This is a genomic window from Parabacteroides sp. HGS0025 (assembly GCF_000969845.1).
Taxonomy (GTDB): Bacteria; Bacteroidota; Bacteroidia; order Bacteroidales; family Tannerellaceae; genus Parabacteroides; species Parabacteroides gordonii.
The window spans coordinates 260,893-277,593 of the sequence record NZ_KQ033902.1; the positions used below are offsets into that span (position 1 = coordinate 260,893).

A 16,701-nucleotide genomic window follows, 5' to 3' on the forward strand; every position below is an offset into this window, starting at 1 on the left:
AAGATCTGCTGCCGGGGAGCTGAACTTCTCCCGGGCTATAATCGGAGCCGGGTCAGGCACTCAGGAATATTTACCCCTTCTTCCGATAGGATTTTGTGCTCTAAATTTACTATCTTTGTGGCCGTTTGAAATAAATAAAGAATTTAGAAATGGAAACAGTAGTAAGTGGCATCAGGCCAACAGGTAATTTGCATCTGGGGAATTACTTCGGAGCAGTAAAGAGTTTTCTGCAAATGCAGAATGAGTATAATTGCTTTTTCTTTATTGCAGACTGGCACTCCCTGACTACGCATCCGCGCCCGGAAAACATCCGTAACAGTGCGAAAACAATCCTGGCTGAATATCTGGCCTGCGGTATCGATCCGGAAAAGGCAACGATCTATATACAGAGTGACGTGCGTGAAGTGGCGGAGTTGTATCTCTACCTCAATATGAATGCCGGTATCGGTGAGCTGATGCGCACGACTTCCTTCAAGGATAAGGCACGTCAGATGCTCCATATCGACCGTGTAAATACGGCCGAAGGCGATGTGGAAAAAGAGATCTTTAACGAAGGAAACCGTCATAGTGTAAATGCCGGCTTGCTGACTTATCCTACTTTGATGGCAGCCGACATCATTATCCATAAGGCTGTAAAAGTGCCGGTTGGAAAAGACCAGGAGCAGAATATGGAGATGGCGCGTCGTTTTGCCCGCCGCTTCAACTCTACTTATGAGGTTGAGTTTTTCCCCGAACCCGCTTCTTTCCACCTGACAGAGAAGGCCGTGAAAGTGCCCGGTCTGGACGGTTCCGGTAAGATGGGTAAGAGCGAAGGAAACGCGATCTACCTGATCGATGACGAAAAGGCGATCAAGAAAAAGGTAATGAAGGCAGTAACCGATGCCGGCCCAACAGAGCCGAACAGCGTGAAGCCCGAACCGATCGCCAACCTCTTTGCCATGATGGATATCGTATCGACAAAAGATACTTACGATTACTTCAACGAGAAATACAACAACTGCGAGATCCGCTATGGCGACCTGAAGAAGCAGTTGGCCGAAGATATCAACAACTTCTGTGCCCCGATCCGTGAACGTATCCTCGATATCCGTTCCAACGAAGAATATATGGAAAAGGTAGCCCGCATGGGAGCAGAAAAAGCAAGCGCAAGCGCAGCCAAGACGCTGGCCGAAGTGCGCGAGATCATCGGGTTCCGTCCTTATTGATAAAGTTGATAGTTTAAGAAGAAAAAGAAAGGCACGCAGAGATTATTCTGTGTGCCTTTATAATATAGTAAAGCCTCCTAATAAGTCTTCAACCTGTTCTTTCAGTTTCGGTAGGCTCTTGTTAACTACTCCCCAGATGATGACGTTATCGACTTTATCATAGCCGTGAATTACAAAGTTACGTAAGTCAACAATCTTTCTGGCATCATCTATCTGGATATCGGGTTCCATATCTAATATGTGTTTTGCTGCTTCACCGATAATTTCCAGTTCCCGTTCTACAGCTCTGCGTAACAATTTGTTTTGTTCATAGGCAAAGAAATCCCTTTTCTCACCCAGATACTCTTCAATCGATAAGATCGATTGTTGTATATCATATAGATACTTCTGAATACTACGTGCCATAAAGAAGTTGTTTAGTCTGTTCTACATCGGCAATAAAGAATGGGTTTGAGAGTGAACGACGGGTGACAAGGTCGATTTTCCTTCGAAATAGTTCCGTTAGTTTATTATGCAGAAGAAAATAATTATCGGTATATTCTTCAAAAGAAATATCCGGCTCGAACTCTATCAGTAGATCGATGTCACTCTTTTCGGTAAACCGGGGTGTATTTACCGAGCCGAAAGCATAAAGGCTTTTTACCTTATACCGTCGACAAAGCTCCTTTAGAGCTTCCAATTTATTGTGTAAAATGTGGTTCATACTACCTCCTGTCTTTTTGTTATCACAACAAAGATAGCAATCTTGTAATAATTTGTGTTGGATTTGATAGCGGATTAACTATCCTTTAGTTCATTATTTCTTAAATAAGTGATAAAGAAACTGAAAAACAGTCGGGTTATCAGGAAAACTGCTTTTCTTTGCAAAGAATAGTTACAGATAACAAACGTATGGCAACCATTTCCAGCGGAGAGTTCGAACGGTATTTTAAGGAGTTGTATAAACCCCTGTGCCTTTTTGCGCTCCGATTCACTGAGCGGTTAGATGATGCAGAGGACATTGTTCAACAGGCTTTTGCCGATGTATGGGATAAGAATATCAACAATATATTGATCGATAATCTGAAGTCATACATGTATCAGGCCGTACGTAACCGTTCCCTTTCGCTTGTTACACAGCCTGCCGATATGCAGACCACCGACCAGCTTCCGGATATGGCAGATTTGTCGGAAGAAGAGCAGGTCTACAACTCTGAGCGCGATGCCCGCCTGTGGAACGCGATAGACGGATTACCTCCCGAACGCAAAAAAATCTTTTTACTTTCCAAACGCGACGGACTGAAGTATCAGGAAATAGCAGAGGAACTGAATATCTCGATCAAAACGGTTGAGAATCAGATGGGCAAGGCGTTGAAGTCGTTGCGGGAGATGTCGGTACGTATCTATACTTTCTTTTTTGGATAAAAAAGTATCCGGGCGGATAGGGGTTTTCTCTGATTTCTTGTCTAAGGAATAGAACATGATTAATTTGTATCTAATTAAAGAGAAGATTATGAGAAAAGTTTTATTGATGATGGTATGTGTGTGGATGATTGGTTGGGCAGCGAAAGCACAGTCTGGTTGGAGTTTAACACCGGAAGCCGGTATAACGGCGGTGCAGCGTGTAGGAACAGGCGGTTGGCGTCCGGGTATAAAGATCGGAGCTAATTTGGGTTACCAGTTCAAGCCGGACTGGATCGGAATTAAAGCCGGGTTGTTTTATACTAACCGTGGATATTCTTTAGGCGATTATCCGACGAGATGGGACTATCCGGATGGTACAATTGAGTATGGAATGGAAGGTGGAAGTATCACGCAACATTTCTTACAATTGCCTGTAATGGCTGATTTCTCCTGGAAAGTAAAGAATGTACGTATGCATCTGGGAGTCGGCATGTACGTCGGAGTTGCGGTATCCACTCCTTGGGAATGGCATTCATGGGGGATTACCACCATAAAACCTGAAGCAGGTACGGAAACTGGAGGATATGGCTATTATGGAAGGTATGAATATCCGTATGATAATCGGCCTTTTAGCAACACGAATTCTTTCGATTGGGGATTGACAACATCGTTCGGTATTGAAGTGAATAATTGGGTGATGAATGCAGGATATGAACTTTCTCTGGGAGATGAAGGTGATGGTTTTAGAAGCATAGGCTCCAATTACAACACCCTCTCGCTGACAGTGGGATATAAGTTTAAATTAGGAAAATAATAAATGAACAACGAGCAGGACAATAAACTGGAACAACGCATCCGTTTTGTAGCAAAGCACTACGAGGAAGGACGTTTGGATACTGATAAGGCCTGGCAACAGTTTGCCGGCAAGCATCAGGTACGCCGTTCCGTCTCTTTCCGCCGCTACTGGATGGCAGCTGCATCGGTATTATTACTGCTCATTGGATTCAGTACTTATTATATTACAGATCGTAACTCTCCGGAATGGGTGGCCGTAACCACTGCGCCGGGGCAACTGAAAGAGGTCTACCTGCCTGACAGTACGCTGATCTCGATGGCTGGAAACTCTTCCATACGATATGATGTAAAGGCTTACGGAAAGGAAAGGCGTGTAGTGGAGATGAAAGGAAAAGCCTTTTTCCAGGTGCAGCGCAATGAGTCACGCCCCTTTTCTGTTTATACTGAACGGACGGAAGTTACCGTGTTAGGAACCAGTTTCCAAATAGACGAGCAACCGGACGGTACAGACGTGGATGTGATGACCGGTAAAGTCAGTTTTGGTGTTACCGGATGTGAGACGGATAAAGTGATATTAACCGCCGGTATGTCGGCTTCATACTCTATGGAAAGTAAAGGAATCACGATACTTGAAGAAGAAGACCTCAACAGCCTGTCGTGGAAAACCCGGCAGTTGCGTTTCAATGACACCCCGATCGAAAAGGTGATCAGCGACTTGAACGAATACTATCAGGTGAAAGTAATCAATAAAGCAGAAACCCCGAATCTGAAACTGACGGCCACTTTCAATGATCTTCCGCTGGAAGATGTTTTATTGGTTATCAACCAGACACTGGATACCCGCCTGGCTCCTGATCCCAATAAATAAGTGACCGATGGTACGTATATGGATATTACTGACAGGAATTCTTATGCTTTTTCCGCAGGTAAAAGCCGAAGAGGGGCCTTACGTGGCTGACCTTCCGGTCGAACCTACGCCTACGGTTACGATGAATAAGCGCCAGGTTCCCTTGCTGGAGATCCTGCAGGAACTGGAAAAGCAGACCGGGATATTCTTCTCCTATGAATCCTCTATGCTGGACGAATTTCAGAAGGTCTCGTTTAAAGCGCAGGACGAATCGCTGTCTTATTGTCTGAGGAGACTGTTCTATGCCCTTCCGATCACTTTCCGGATGACTGGGCAGATCATTATCCTGAAACGTAAGCCGCGTCTTTACACGATAAGCGGATTCGTGCGCGACTCCGTATCCTACGAAAGTCTTATCAACGCTTCGGTATTCGAACGGAATACCAAGAGCGGAACGACAACAAATAATTACGGTTTCTACAGTGTAACGCTCCCACCCGGGAAAGTAACGCTACGTGCCTCCTTTGTCGGGTATGATGCAAAAGAAGTCACCTTCGAGCTCTCCCGTGACACGCTGGTCGATATACCTTTACATGCTCTCGGTGCTTTGGGGGAGATCGTGGTGGAAGGACTGAATCCCCGTTCGGAAGTATTAAGCACACGCACCGGGGTAGTGGAGGTACCCTCCCAACGCATCAAGTCGATGCCTGCCCTGCTGGGGGAGACGGATGTGGTGAAAACCCTGCAACGCTTGCCCGGTGTTGCAGTAGGGGTTGAAGGGATGACCGGCCTCCATGTGAGAGGGGGCAACTCAGACGGGAACCTCTATCTGCTGGATGGGAACCCGGTCTATCACACCAATCACCTGCTCGGTTTCTTCTCAGCCTTTAATCCTGATGCCGTCAGGAATACAACGTTTTACAAAGGGAGCTTTCCTGCCGAATATGGGGGAAGGCTCTCGTCGGTTGTAGATGTGAGGACAAATGACGGCGACCGTTACGAGTATCATGGCAACTTCTCTATCGGGCTGTTGGCGTTACGGGGAAACCTCGAAGGCCCTATTATAAAAGGGAAATCCTCATTCAATGTCTCCGTCAGACGCACCTGGATGGAGCTTTTCACCTGGCCGATCCTGAAAGCGGTAAACAAAGATAGGAACAACAAACTAAAAGGTGGTTATCACTTCTTCGACATGAATGCCAAAGTGAACCATTCTTTCACCGACCGTACCCGCCTTTACCTAAGTTTCTACATGGGAAGCGACAGCTACCTTGATGGGGAAGAATTTAGCTATGGCGATCGTCTGGGGAAAGATTTCCGTTGGCGCTGGGGAAACCTGATCGGATCCGCGGGAGTGAACCATGTGTTCAGCAATAAACTATTTGCCAGCTTTACAGCGGGATATACACGTTATCGCTCGCACATTATGCAGGATAAGGCGGATTATGCCTTGTCTTCCAATATTAATAATGAAAAGGTGTTCAATGAGGAAAGCCATTACCGCTCGGCAATGGAGGATGTGAGCCTTCGTGCTTCGTTCGACTATCGTTTGAATGAAAAACACCGTCTACGGTTTGGGGGCGATTACTTGTTCCATACTTTCCGTCCCGAGCAGAATACAAGGAAAAGCTGGTACCAGGACTCTGTAAAGTCGCAGGAAACGAATATGATATATGCTAATTCGTTGGTTCATGGACATGAAGTATCTTTATATGCTGAAGAAGAAATGCATGTGATAGATCGGCTGAAGGTGAATGCCGGCTTACGATATACGCTTTTTAATGTGCAGGGGCAGACTTATCAGTCATTGCAACCGCGTCTCTCGGCCCGCTATCTGCTGACCCGCAACTTGTCGGCGAAACTGTCTTATTCGAAGATGAACCAGTATATCCATTTGCTTTCCAACAGTTATATCAGCCAGCCGACAGATATCTGGGTACCGGTAACCCGCAACATCCGCCCGATGAGTGCACATCAATATACTGCCGGACTTTATTATAAGCTCAATAAACAGTACAACTTTTCGGTGGAAGGCTATTATAAGCGAATGAACAACCTGATCGAATATAAAGACCGCTTCCTGGTGGGAACCGATTATTCCAAATGGGAAGAACGGGTAGGCGAGGGTTATGGACGTGCTTATGGGGTAGAGCTTATGGCACAGAAAAAGACCGGACGGTTATCCGGCTGGATCGGTTATACACTATCCTGGTCGGATCGCCTTTTCCCGGACGGCAGTGTTAACAAAGGCCGTCGTTTCCCTTACAAATATGATAACCGCCATAAGATAGATGTTGTGGCTACCTACAAACTATCGCGCAAGGTAGAGCTGACGGCAGCTTGGATGTATGCTTCGGGTAATTATATCACGATCAAGGATCAACTTTATCTGGGAGGAACAGGGCAAACTAATCATGGTTTTATGCAGGGGAGCGGTGTAGTTCCGGGTGGCAGTGGATTTGATTCTGCCGCCAGTTCCCGTAACAATTATCAACTGGCACCGTATCACCGGTTGGATCTGGGCCTAAACTTCTATCGCTATAAGAAGAAAGGACGTATGGGCATCTGGAACCTCAGTCTGTGCAATGCGTATTGCTGGCCGAATCCGTTTACGGTGGAGCAAGCCTCTTATAAGGACATCACTACCGGGAAACAGGAAATCTTTCTGGAACAATCCATCCTGTTTCTTTTTCTGCCTTCTGTATCTTATACCTATAAATTCTAAAAGAGATGAAGAAAAGACTATTCATATTACTGCCGCTGCTGTTGCATCTCCTCTGCTCTTCCTGTTTACGGGATGTCGTGTTGAAGCTTGACCCCGTACCTTCGTTATTGGTGTTGAATGCATCTGTCACACCCGATCAAGAGGTTACTGCTTTCCTTTCGAAAAGCTGGTTCCTGTTGGATAGCGTTCCGCAGTATCTTCTTCCGGAGAAAGATGTAAATATAGATGTATATGTAAACGACGTGTTTCGCGGAACTATGCAACGTTCCGATAATCCGGAAGATAGTACAGAATATAAAGGACAGTACAAATTGCCGGGTTGTTATGTAAAGGCCGGTGATAAAGTTCGGTTCGAGGCGGAAGCGCCCGAATTTGCTCCGGTAGCGGGCGAGACAAAGATTCCTCAAAAGTCGGAGATAGCTGCACTCGATACAGCGTTTTATTCTAATACTTATAATATGTATGTCTATCTGACTTTGCGTGATAATCCGTCCGAACGTAATTATTATCGTTTAGTTGTAGAACGTTTGGATGAATATCACAAAGGGGATAGTGTGATGTGGAAAAGTCAGTTTTTTGATGACAAGGGATACAGGGTCAGTATATCCGGTGACCGCTTTGAGGTGAATAATAATTCCTTTTTTAATTGGTTGTCATTGACTTATGATGATCCGGTCTTTCAACCCGATATTCCTTCAATGGATAATCATAGAGATGGTTTTTACCGGGGTATTTTTTCAGATGACCTGTTTAACGGGAAGGAGTATGCAGTGGCCTTTTCGTTTTATCCTGATTATTCATTTGTAACCGATACCTTGTCTGCCACTGTGCATTACGATATCCATCTTCTTTCTATCTCGGAAGATTATTATAATTACTTAAAGGTGATCCGTAACTTTTCCATCCTGTTGGGTGATACGAATATGAATGGCCAACTGGAACCTACCGCCAGTTATTCGAATGTAACCGACGGCTTCGGTGTTGTGACCGGCTATCAGAAGTCGACACGTCGCATCACCATGCCTGTCGGTAGTGTACCACCTTATTGGGGATGGTAGTTTACTCTTCGGGAATATCTTCCACGGGAGGTAATTCGTTTTCCAGACGAATATTGATCGCATTCATCCCTTTCAGGCCGCGTTCCAGGTCGAATGTAACGATATCCCCTTCGGTAATTGCTGCGGAAAGGATATTGTTTACGTGGAAAAAGTATCTTTCACCTCTTATCAGTTCTTTGATAAAACCGAATCCTTTCGAGGTGTTGAAGAAATCTACTTTACCTTTCATAACGACCGGTTCTTCTTTCTCTTTCTTAGGGATCGAGATCATGATCTCTTCCTGTTTGATCTCTTCTTTTTGAGGGTTCTCCTCTGGTGGAGTCGATGTAATTACTCCATTTTCATCGACATAGGCTATCATGTCCTCAAAACTGCTCGTCTTGCCGGATAGCTTCTTTTCATCTTTCTTCTTTTGTTTCTCTGCTCGTTTTGCGAGTCTTTTCTTTTCATTCTCACGTTTGTCTACGGAAAGGGATCTTGCCATGTAACTATAATTTTATTATATGATAAATACTAATTCGGAGTAAGGAGTATAATAAAGGAAGGCCTGCTTAATATAATGTGTAAATAAGGAGAACTACGTAACTCTAACTCACTCACAAAGATAAGAAAATAAATCGGAGAATCGTCCTTTGCGGACTGATTTAAAAATAAGATACACTAGTTGTCATATATTAGTGGGGAGGATTTTCGAATAATTCTGCTATTTTTGTCTTGCCCGATAGGGGTATTTCCGGAAATCCTGTCTAAGAAATAGATATCAACAATTAATGAGATGAAGAAAGTATACCCTGCAAAACTGTTTGCCCGTGTTACAATGGTTGTAATGATGATGATGTTAGCGATGTTTGCCCTTCAGGCGCAGACAAAAGGTGCGGATGAAACACGGAAGGTTACGATGAACATGCAGAAGGTTCCTGTCCGGGAAATTCTCGACGAGATACAAAAGCAGACCGGAGTAACCTTCTCCTATGAATCATCTTTGTTGAAAGAGCTTCCGAAAACCAGTTTCAAAGCGGATGATGAAGCATTGCCGGATTGCCTGAAGCGTTTATTCGCGAATCTTCCGGTAGTGTACAAGTTGACAGGAAACGTGGTGATCCTGAAGCGTAAACCAAAGCAGGTAACGGTCAGCGGTTTTGTGCGAGATGCTAAGTCCGCCGAATCCCTGATCGGTGCCTCGGTTTATGAAGCCAACACCCGGATGGGGACGGCTTCGAATAATTTCGGATTCTTTAGTCTGACGCTGCCGGGAGGTGATGCGACGATCCTGGCCTCTTATATTGGTTATGGCAGTCGCCAGTTTCATCTCCCTGAACTGGAGAAAGATACGGTCTTGACCATCGAACTTACACCTACTGCCGCCCTGGAGGAAGTGGTTGTTTTGGGAACCAATAACAGCAAGCAATCGGTGTTGAGTACCCAGATGGGAGCTTTGGAGATTAACCAGCAAACGATCCGTTCGACACCTACTATGTTCGGTGAGGCGGATATCATAAAAACATTGCAACTTACGCCCGGTGTGTCGGCCGGGACGGAAGGAACGGCCGGTATGTATGTGCGTGGCGGTAATGTGGATGAAAACCTGTTCCTGATAGATGGTAATCCAGTGTACCAGATTAATCATATCGGAGGGATCTTTTCCGCCTTTAATCCGGAGGCAGTCAGTGGAATGGACTTTTTCAAGTCGGGCTTCCCATCACGTTACGGAGGACGTCTTTCGTCGGTGGTGGATGTGCATATGAAAGAAGGCAATATGAAGGAATATCATGGTAGCGCTACTATCGGCCTGATCTCCGGTAACCTGAATTTTGAGGGGCCGATCATTAAGGATCGTACCTCGTTTAATATTGCGCTACGACGTACCTGGCTCGATGTGCTTTCGGCTCCGGCGCTAGCCATTATTAATAAAATAGATAAAAAAGATGGAATTAAAACACGGGCACGTTATGCTTTCCATGACCTCAACCTGAAGGTAAATCATATCTTTAATGACCGGAGCCGTATGTTCTTCACACTGTATAACGGGAATGATGTATTGAAGGGAGGAAGTACTGATTTTCCGTGGGAGGGTAGTGATACAAACTACAATTATGATACCGACCTCTCTTTGCGTTGGGGGAATATCATGGCAACAGCCGGTTGGACATATGTGTTCAATAACCGTTTGTTTGGCAAGGTATCCGGTGTTTTTACCCGCTATCATTCGAAACTGAGGAGTACTATACACGATGTGGCAGGGAATGAAGGAGAAGAAGATTATTATGATTCGTTTAATGAAAGTACAACAAATACAGGTATTATGGATCTGGGATTGCGTACATCTTTTGATTATCTGCCGGCTTCCTCACACCATGTTCGTTTCGGGGGAGATTATCTGGTACACCGTTTCCGTCCTGAATACAATCATTCGGTGGCGTATAATAAGAGTGCAGGGATATCAACCGAGATCAATAAAGAATATGCCAACGATCTGTTATGGGGACACGAAGCAGGTGTGTTTGTAGAAGACGACTGGTCATTGTCGGAGGCAGTGCGTGTGAATGCCGGTCTGCGTTTCAGTCTGTTCAATGTACAGGGACAAACCTATACAGGGTTGGAACCTCGTGTGTCTCTTCGTTGGTTGATGGATGAAAACCTAAGTTTTAAAGCTTCTTACTCACGTATGAACCAGTATGTACACCTGATAAGCAATAGCTTTATCAGTCTGCCTACCGATGCCTGGATGCCTGTTACGCGGAAGTTGAAGCCGTTGGTCAGTGATCAGGTTTCTGCCGGTTTCTATTATGATCTCAATAAAGCATATAGCTTTTCCGTGGAGGGATATTATAAGACTATGGATAATTTGCTGGAATATAGGGATGGACATACATTTACCCCCTCTTACCTGGATTGGGAGGATAAGTTGACTGCTGGTGAAGGGCGTTCATATGGAGCAGAATTTATGGTGCGCAAAGAAACCGGACGTACGACTGGATGGATTGGTTACGGCCTTTCCTGGTCGGATCGCCAGTTTGAGGAGTTGAACCAAAGCAAACGTTTTCCTGCCCGTTTCGACAACCGCCATAAGTTGAATATTGTAGTGATGCACAAGATATCTCCGAAAGTAGAGCTATCGGCTGCCTGGTCGTATGCATCAGGCAATCATGTGACCCTATCGTTGGAAGATTATGATTCAAGTGGAGGTCTTAAGCCACGTCCGGGAGATGGTTATTATGATTATGATACCCCAGGCTCCTATGATCCGATCGATTATTATGAAGGGCGTAACAATTACCAATTGCCGGCTTATCATCGTCTTGATCTGGGGATTAAGATTTATCGTCCTAAAAAGAAAGGACGGATGGGGATCTGGACGATCAGTGTCTACAATGTTTATTCGCGAATGAACCCATTTATGATCTATAAGAAAGACAAGGAAGTACGTGATCCGAATAGCAGCAGTGGATACGATTATATTCCTGTATTCAAGACTGTTGGTATCATGCCTATTATTCCTTCTGTCTCTTACACGTATAAATTCTGACGATTATGATAGTAAATATGAAACCTGTTTTATTCTTGTGTATCTTGTTGTTGGCCTCTTCCTGTATGAAAGAAGTCGATCTCGAGCATCTTCGCCCTACTCCCAAGCTTGTGTTGAATAGTGTTGTTTCCAACGGAGATATACTGAAGGCTTCTCTGTCTCGTACCTGGTTTTACACGGATAAAAGGCCTAATCTTCTTTTAGAAGCCCGGATGAGCCTGTATATAAACGATCATTTCAAGGAGGAAATGACCTTAAATATGGATGCAAACGATTATTATTCTTATGGTAATTATGTGTCGTCTTATATTCCGGTTTCAGGTGATAAGGTAAGGATCGAGGTGGAGAAAGAAGGATTTAATCGTGTTGTAGCCGAAGAAATAGTTCCATTCAAGCCTGATCTGATTTCTTTGAAGGCAGAGAGTTTCATTAGAAATGACTACAATAGTCAAGATACACAAAGTCGCTATAAAATAACATTCCGGGATGAACCTTCCGCTAGTAACTGTTATCTTATCATGGTTTACAGAGGATATCCTTATTATGAATATGAAGATTATGAAAAGCCACCCGTCTATAAAGGTCGATATACCTGGCATAGTGAATCTATAGATTATTCTTCCGACCCGGTGTTCGATAACAAGATTTCTATTCTGGATAGAGTAATGGGGAATGACTGGTTGTCAGGAAATGGTGGCCGACCTTTCTCTGACGAACTATTTAATGGGAAAGAATATACAATGACGCTGGAAAGCAATATATGGTATAGTCATAACCCAATCTTTCCCCAGCCGGAAGAGTACTTGCCTGACTCGGTCAGGGTGTATCTGTATACGATTACCGAGCCTTATTATAAATACCTGTCCGCACTGACATCTTTGTATGACGGTTCACTAAATAATGACCTGGCCGATATCGGTTTGGCAGAACCTGTCCGTGTATTTTGTAATATCGATGGTGGATTAGGTATCTTGGGGGCAGCCTGTGTGGATAGCCTTACGGTTGCTATTCCAAAAGCAAACTAACCGGATAATGATCCGAAATCCCTTCCAGTTCCTTGCCGTTATGAACCGTAGCGTCAATACATCTGGGAGCCAATGCAGGTGAAACCAGAATATAATCCAACCGTTCGCCGAGCATCTTCAGACGCGGATCGCCCCATTGCCATTCGTATAAAGTGGCGGCAGGATATGACATACGTTCTGCTGCCGGGACAAACATCTTGACAGGATCGGCGAAACCGATGGAGAGGAACTCCGATAAAACGGAATAATCGAACCGTTCGCCGCGCATATTACCATATTCGGGGTGGCTTTTGTCCCAACCCAGCATATTCTGCTTCAGTTGGGTGTGCGTTTCAACCTCATCGGCATCGAAAGGAGAATAGGCATTGAAATCGCCCATGACCATACACGACTCCAACTTGTTTTCACGGATATAGTGTGTGATGGCTTCCGCTTCCTTCAGGCGGTATTTCCATTCAAACGGACTGAGGTGTGTCACGATAATATCCAGTCCGTACGTTTGTGCATGCAACATACCATGCCAGAAACCTTCCACCTGCTTCTTTACCACCCTGATCGGCTGGCGGGAAGTAAGCCCGACCGGATACCCTTCCTCTTTTACGATGGCTACATACGGATGCCCATAAGAGGCGGCAAGTGCTGCAAGATCTTTTTCGTTGATGTCGACAAGTTCCTCCAAAGCAACGATATCCGGCTGCTGGGCGTTCATCCATTCGGTGAAACGAGCCTGCCGTGCCGCGTCCTTCTCAAAACCGTTCCATATATTGTATGAAATAACTTTTATCGTGTTGGCAACCTTTTCCTGGCTGATTCCTTTGAACGGGAATAAAAATAACAGAAGAAGTAAACCTAGTGCTTTCAATGTTTTCATGATAATATGATCCCTTTTTTATTGATCCGGTAAAGGTAATAACTCTTATTCCTTTTTACCGGAGTTTATCGGAATATAATTCGGATAGACTTCGTTTCTGTCGAACACTCCTGTTCGACCGGCTCGAACGCTTCCTTTCGATCGGTTCGAACAGAGGCCTTCGATCAGGTCGAACAGAGGCTTTCGATCGGTTCGAACAGAAATGTCAGATTTCAATACAGGATCATTCTCCTTTGTATTCTTTGTTACGGTCGATCAATTCGTTAATCCTGGCGACGGATGCGGCAGACCGTAAGCCGTCTTGCGGCGTGTTCATGCAGTAGTCCACCAGTAGATCTACGGTAGAAACCGCTACATGCATCCGTGTATCGCAGGAAGCGTAATAAATGAAAACCGTTCCATCCTCATCGGCAATCCATCCGTTGGAGAACAAGACGTTGGATACGTCCCCTACACGTTCATCCCCTTTAGGTGCCAAAAAATAGCCGCCGGGCTGTGCGATAACCTTTGTGGGGTCGTCCAGAGCCGTCATATACAGGTATAGTACATAACGAAGCCCGGCGGCACATGCCCTGACTCCGTGGGCCAGATGCAACCAGCCTTCGGACGTCTTGATGGGATGCGGACCTTCCCCATTTTTAACCTCTTTGATTGTATGATAGTAGCGTTTATCGATAATCAGTTCAGAGAGAACCCGGGCATCAGCCATGTCGTCTATAAGTGCCCAGCCTATGCCACCACCGCTGCCTGCTGCGATAAATCCATCCTGCGGACGGGTGTACAAAGCGTATTTGCCATAGACAAACTCTGGATGCAGGACAACGTTGCGTTGCTGGCTCCTGGTCTGCAGATCTGGTAACCTTTCCCAGTCGACCAGATCTTTGGTGCGGACAATCCCGGCCTTTGCCACAGCGGCGGACAGATCCCCCGGAGGAGCGTCCGGATCATGGCGTTCACTGCAGAAGATACCATATATCCATCCGTCTTCGTGTGCCGTAAGGCGCATATCGTATACGTTGGTTTCCACCGGGTCGATGTCCGGTAGATCGACAGGGCGTTCCCAGAATCGGAAGTTATCCACCCCGTTCGGACTTTCGGCAATGGCGAAGAAGGATTTCCGATCCCAGCCTTCCACCCGCACCATCAACAGATATTTACCGTTCCATTTGATCGCGCCGGAGTTCATACAGGCATTCACGCCGATCCGCTCGAGACAGAACGGGTTAGTTGCCGGGTTCAGGTCGTACCGCCATTCCAGCGGGATATGACCGTTCGTGACAACCGGAAATGTATATCGGCGAACAATACCGTTGGTATCTTCCAAAGGAGTATTTTGTCGTTGCAACAATGTTTCGTGCTGTTGCTGCAACGCATGTAGTCTTTGTTTAAAAAGAGTGTTCATAGATCGTTTTTATAGATTATCCGGATATAAAGTGATACGTCTCGCACGTTGATAAACGGCGTAAGATATTTCCAGTTCGAAAATCACTTGCCCGGTGGCCGGGTCGATTTCTACGACACGTCCGCCAGTGCTGCCGTCGCTCAGGTTATTTTCCATGCCGGGGCAGAACAGGCGGTTGCCCGTTTGCGGCAGATACTGTACCCCCGACCTGGCCGGTGCATAATATTTGTGGCCGCCTTCCTTGCCGAACTGCCATACCTGTCTGACCGTACGTTGTTCCTCGTTAACCTCATATTCGACGGCACGGCTGTAAAGCGATTGGTCGTCGAAGCGTGCCAGTACGAAGTTGCGTCCGTACCCGTTATCGAATACCATGACATTTCCGTTAGGTAACGGGACGGCGGTATGTGCTCCCCAGGGCCAGTCGAAGTCATCCCCGCTTTTTACTCCGGCGATTACATCCGGGTCGGTGATGGGACTGCCGTCGGCGTGTAACGGTTTCAGCAACAGGTTCTGATATTTATCTCGCCAGCCCTGGTGAGGTGAAATGATCCACTTCACACCGCCGGCATGGTTGAACTTGCATATTCCCTGGAAACGGATCGTTGCCAGATAATCGTTGCCTATCCCGATGAGTGCGTTGTTGTGCGCCCAATTGGATTGGGTCTGTCCGAATGCGGCTCCCGGCAGGCTGGGGTCTGTCAGTTGGTAACGAGAGGAGTCGATCATGGCGGCCAAATCCCAAACCTGTGTGATCTGGCTTTTTACCGGATCGAGCTCGATCATATAGTCGTTGTAACGGATGTCTTTCCCATTCGCCAGTTTGGCGGATATATTGCTGACAGTGGCCAGTAACTTGCCGTCCGCATTCTCAGCGGCGTCATGGTGGAAAGAATACCCCATCGCCCGCAAGTCCCAGCTTTTCACGATCTCGCCCAGGGTGTTTACCTCTACCAGTTTATCCCTGTAGCCGTCTCCGTGCAGGTAGTTACCGCTTTTCATGCGCGACAACCCGCAACCGATGTCTATATGGTTCAACTCCGGATGGTTCACCCAGTCGAGCGTCCAACGGATCTCCCCGTCGGCGTCTATCATATAAGGGATGGCTGTGTCGGCTTCCGACTCTCCGGGGGAACTGATCAGGTTCATGCCCGGTTCCATCCGGGATATATCGGCGGTTACGACATTTGTCTTTTTAGGGAGGTTCGGGTTTTTAAGTTTCTCCGTTTGGATATGGATGGTAGAGCGGGCACGCTCTTTCCCGTCCTTGTCGGTGTAAACCAGTGTGACCTTATTCTTATAATCCGGGTACAACCCCAGGATAGTCACAGTCTGTCCTTTTTCAATGCTCTTGAAGAAATATTCGATGTCCGGCGTGCGGTGTCCATCTTTACTGTGGACAATCATTTTCATACGCCCCAGTGCCGGTAGGTTCATGACCGCATAGGCGGATAACGGGTTATACCCTGAAGGGTTGACAATCACATTGGTGACCAGCTTGTCGATCGAAGTGCCTACGCTCGGTATCGTGTAGCTGCTGCCGTCGATGAATGTCAGTATCGACTTCCATTCGTCAGGATTGGTTGTCAAGCTTTGAACGGTGTTGGCCGGAAGTTCTACGGTTTTCGTTTCGAAACTCAGTACATAGTTGTCTCCTTCGACTACCGAGGATTTCAACAAATCGCTTTCCTGCAACTGTGTCTGTATGGTCTGTATCGCGCCCCTGCAATCTACCTCATCGTTGTCACTACATGCAGTGACGCCCATGATAAAAGAGAAGAGCGAGAAGATATATATGCCGGATGTTTTCATAAGCCTGTGTTTTTCAAAAGAAAAGGGGCAAAGCGTACTGTTCGCCCCTTTT

The 16,701-nt window shown here is 46.1% G+C and carries 14 protein-coding genes; 8 read left to right on the forward strand and 6 right to left on the reverse strand.

Annotation, left to right across the window (positions count from 1 at the left end; genetic code table 11):
- The first annotated feature begins 149 nt into the window (after window positions 1-149).
- The gene (gene trpS / locus HMPREF1212_RS00875) at window positions 150-1,205 is read left to right on the forward strand and encodes a tryptophan--tRNA ligase (protein WP_028729954.1); all 1,056 of its coding nucleotides are present in this window, start codon (window positions 150-152) and stop codon (window positions 1,203-1,205) included.
- A gap of 57 nt (window positions 1,206-1,262) precedes the next feature.
- Here trpS and HMPREF1212_RS00880 read toward each other — a convergent pair whose 3' ends face one another.
- Together HMPREF1212_RS00880 and HMPREF1212_RS00885 are read right to left on the reverse strand one after the other, a co-directional pair.
- Window positions 1,263-1,610 (reverse strand): HepT-like ribonuclease domain-containing protein, encoded by a 348-nt coding sequence (locus HMPREF1212_RS00880; protein ID WP_028729953.1) that lies wholly within the window; start codon window positions 1,608-1,610, stop codon window positions 1,263-1,265.
- On the reverse strand, window positions 1,600-1,908 hold the full coding sequence (locus HMPREF1212_RS00885) for a nucleotidyltransferase family protein (RefSeq protein WP_028729952.1): 309 nt from the start codon (window positions 1,906-1,908) through the stop codon (window positions 1,600-1,602). The genes HMPREF1212_RS00880 and HMPREF1212_RS00885 overlap by 11 nt, the downstream gene beginning before the upstream one ends.
- A gap of 188 nt (window positions 1,909-2,096) precedes the next feature.
- On the opposite strand from HMPREF1212_RS00885, the gene HMPREF1212_RS00890 reads away from it, so the two are divergent.
- The 5 genes from HMPREF1212_RS00890 to HMPREF1212_RS00910 all read left to right on the forward strand — a co-directional run bounded on the left by HMPREF1212_RS00890 (window position 2,097) and on the right by HMPREF1212_RS00910 (window position 8,013).
- Window positions 2,097-2,609 (forward strand): RNA polymerase sigma-70 factor, encoded by a 513-nt coding sequence (locus HMPREF1212_RS00890; protein ID WP_046148096.1) that lies wholly within the window; start codon window positions 2,097-2,099, stop codon window positions 2,607-2,609.
- Window positions 2,610-2,697: 88 nt separating this feature from the next.
- On the forward strand, window positions 2,698-3,402 hold the full coding sequence (locus HMPREF1212_RS00895) for a porin family protein (protein ID WP_046148097.1): 705 nt from the start codon (window positions 2,698-2,700) through the stop codon (window positions 3,400-3,402).
- A gap of 3 nt (window positions 3,403-3,405) precedes the next feature.
- Window positions 3,406-4,251, forward strand: a complete 846-nt coding sequence (locus HMPREF1212_RS00900; RefSeq protein ID WP_046148098.1) for a FecR family protein — start codon at window positions 3,406-3,408, stop codon at window positions 4,249-4,251.
- 7 nt (window positions 4,252-4,258) lie between these two features.
- On the forward strand, window positions 4,259-6,955 hold the full coding sequence (locus HMPREF1212_RS00905) for a TonB-dependent receptor (protein ID WP_046148099.1): 2,697 nt from the start codon (window positions 4,259-4,261) through the stop codon (window positions 6,953-6,955).
- Between the two features lie 5 nt (window positions 6,956-6,960).
- Window positions 6,961-8,013 carry a DUF4249 domain-containing protein gene (locus HMPREF1212_RS00910; RefSeq protein WP_046148100.1) on the forward strand — a complete coding sequence of 351 codons (1,053 nt, stop codon included), beginning with the start codon at window positions 6,961-6,963 and terminating at the stop codon, window positions 8,011-8,013.
- A 1-nt stretch (window position 8,014) separates the two neighbouring features.
- On the opposite strand, the gene HMPREF1212_RS00915 is transcribed toward HMPREF1212_RS00910, so the two are convergent.
- Complete coding sequence (locus HMPREF1212_RS00915) at window positions 8,015-8,497, reverse strand: cold-shock protein (RefSeq protein ID WP_046148101.1); 483 nt, start codon at window positions 8,495-8,497, stop codon at window positions 8,015-8,017.
- A 291-nt stretch (window positions 8,498-8,788) separates the two neighbouring features.
- Between HMPREF1212_RS00915 and HMPREF1212_RS00920 the strand changes: the two genes are divergently transcribed.
- Both HMPREF1212_RS00920 and HMPREF1212_RS00925 read left to right on the forward strand, forming a co-directional pair.
- Complete coding sequence (locus HMPREF1212_RS00920; protein ID WP_046148102.1) at window positions 8,789-11,539, forward strand: TonB-dependent receptor; 2,751 nt, start codon at window positions 8,789-8,791, stop codon at window positions 11,537-11,539.
- Between the two features lie 5 nt (window positions 11,540-11,544).
- Complete coding sequence (locus HMPREF1212_RS00925; RefSeq protein WP_028729945.1) at window positions 11,545-12,564, forward strand: DUF4249 domain-containing protein; 1,020 nt, start codon at window positions 11,545-11,547, stop codon at window positions 12,562-12,564.
- Here HMPREF1212_RS00925 and HMPREF1212_RS00930 read toward each other — a convergent pair.
- From HMPREF1212_RS00930 to HMPREF1212_RS00940, 3 genes are all read right to left on the reverse strand, one after another.
- Window positions 12,545-13,435 (reverse strand): endonuclease/exonuclease/phosphatase family protein, encoded by an 891-nt coding sequence (locus tag HMPREF1212_RS00930; protein ID WP_046148103.1) that lies wholly within the window; start codon window positions 13,433-13,435, stop codon window positions 12,545-12,547. The genes HMPREF1212_RS00925 and HMPREF1212_RS00930 overlap by 20 nt on opposite strands.
- Before the next feature lie 223 nt (window positions 13,436-13,658).
- Window positions 13,659-14,837: a glycoside hydrolase family 130 protein gene (locus tag HMPREF1212_RS00935; RefSeq protein ID WP_046148104.1), complete on the reverse strand. Its 1,179-nt coding sequence runs from the start codon at window positions 14,835-14,837 to the stop codon at window positions 13,659-13,661.
- A gap of 9 nt (window positions 14,838-14,846) precedes the next feature.
- Window positions 14,847-16,649 carry an aryl-sulfate sulfotransferase gene (locus tag HMPREF1212_RS00940; protein ID WP_046148105.1) on the reverse strand — a complete coding sequence of 601 codons (1,803 nt, stop codon included), beginning with the start codon at window positions 16,647-16,649 and terminating at the stop codon, window positions 14,847-14,849.
- Window positions 16,650-16,701: the final 52 nt, after the last annotated feature.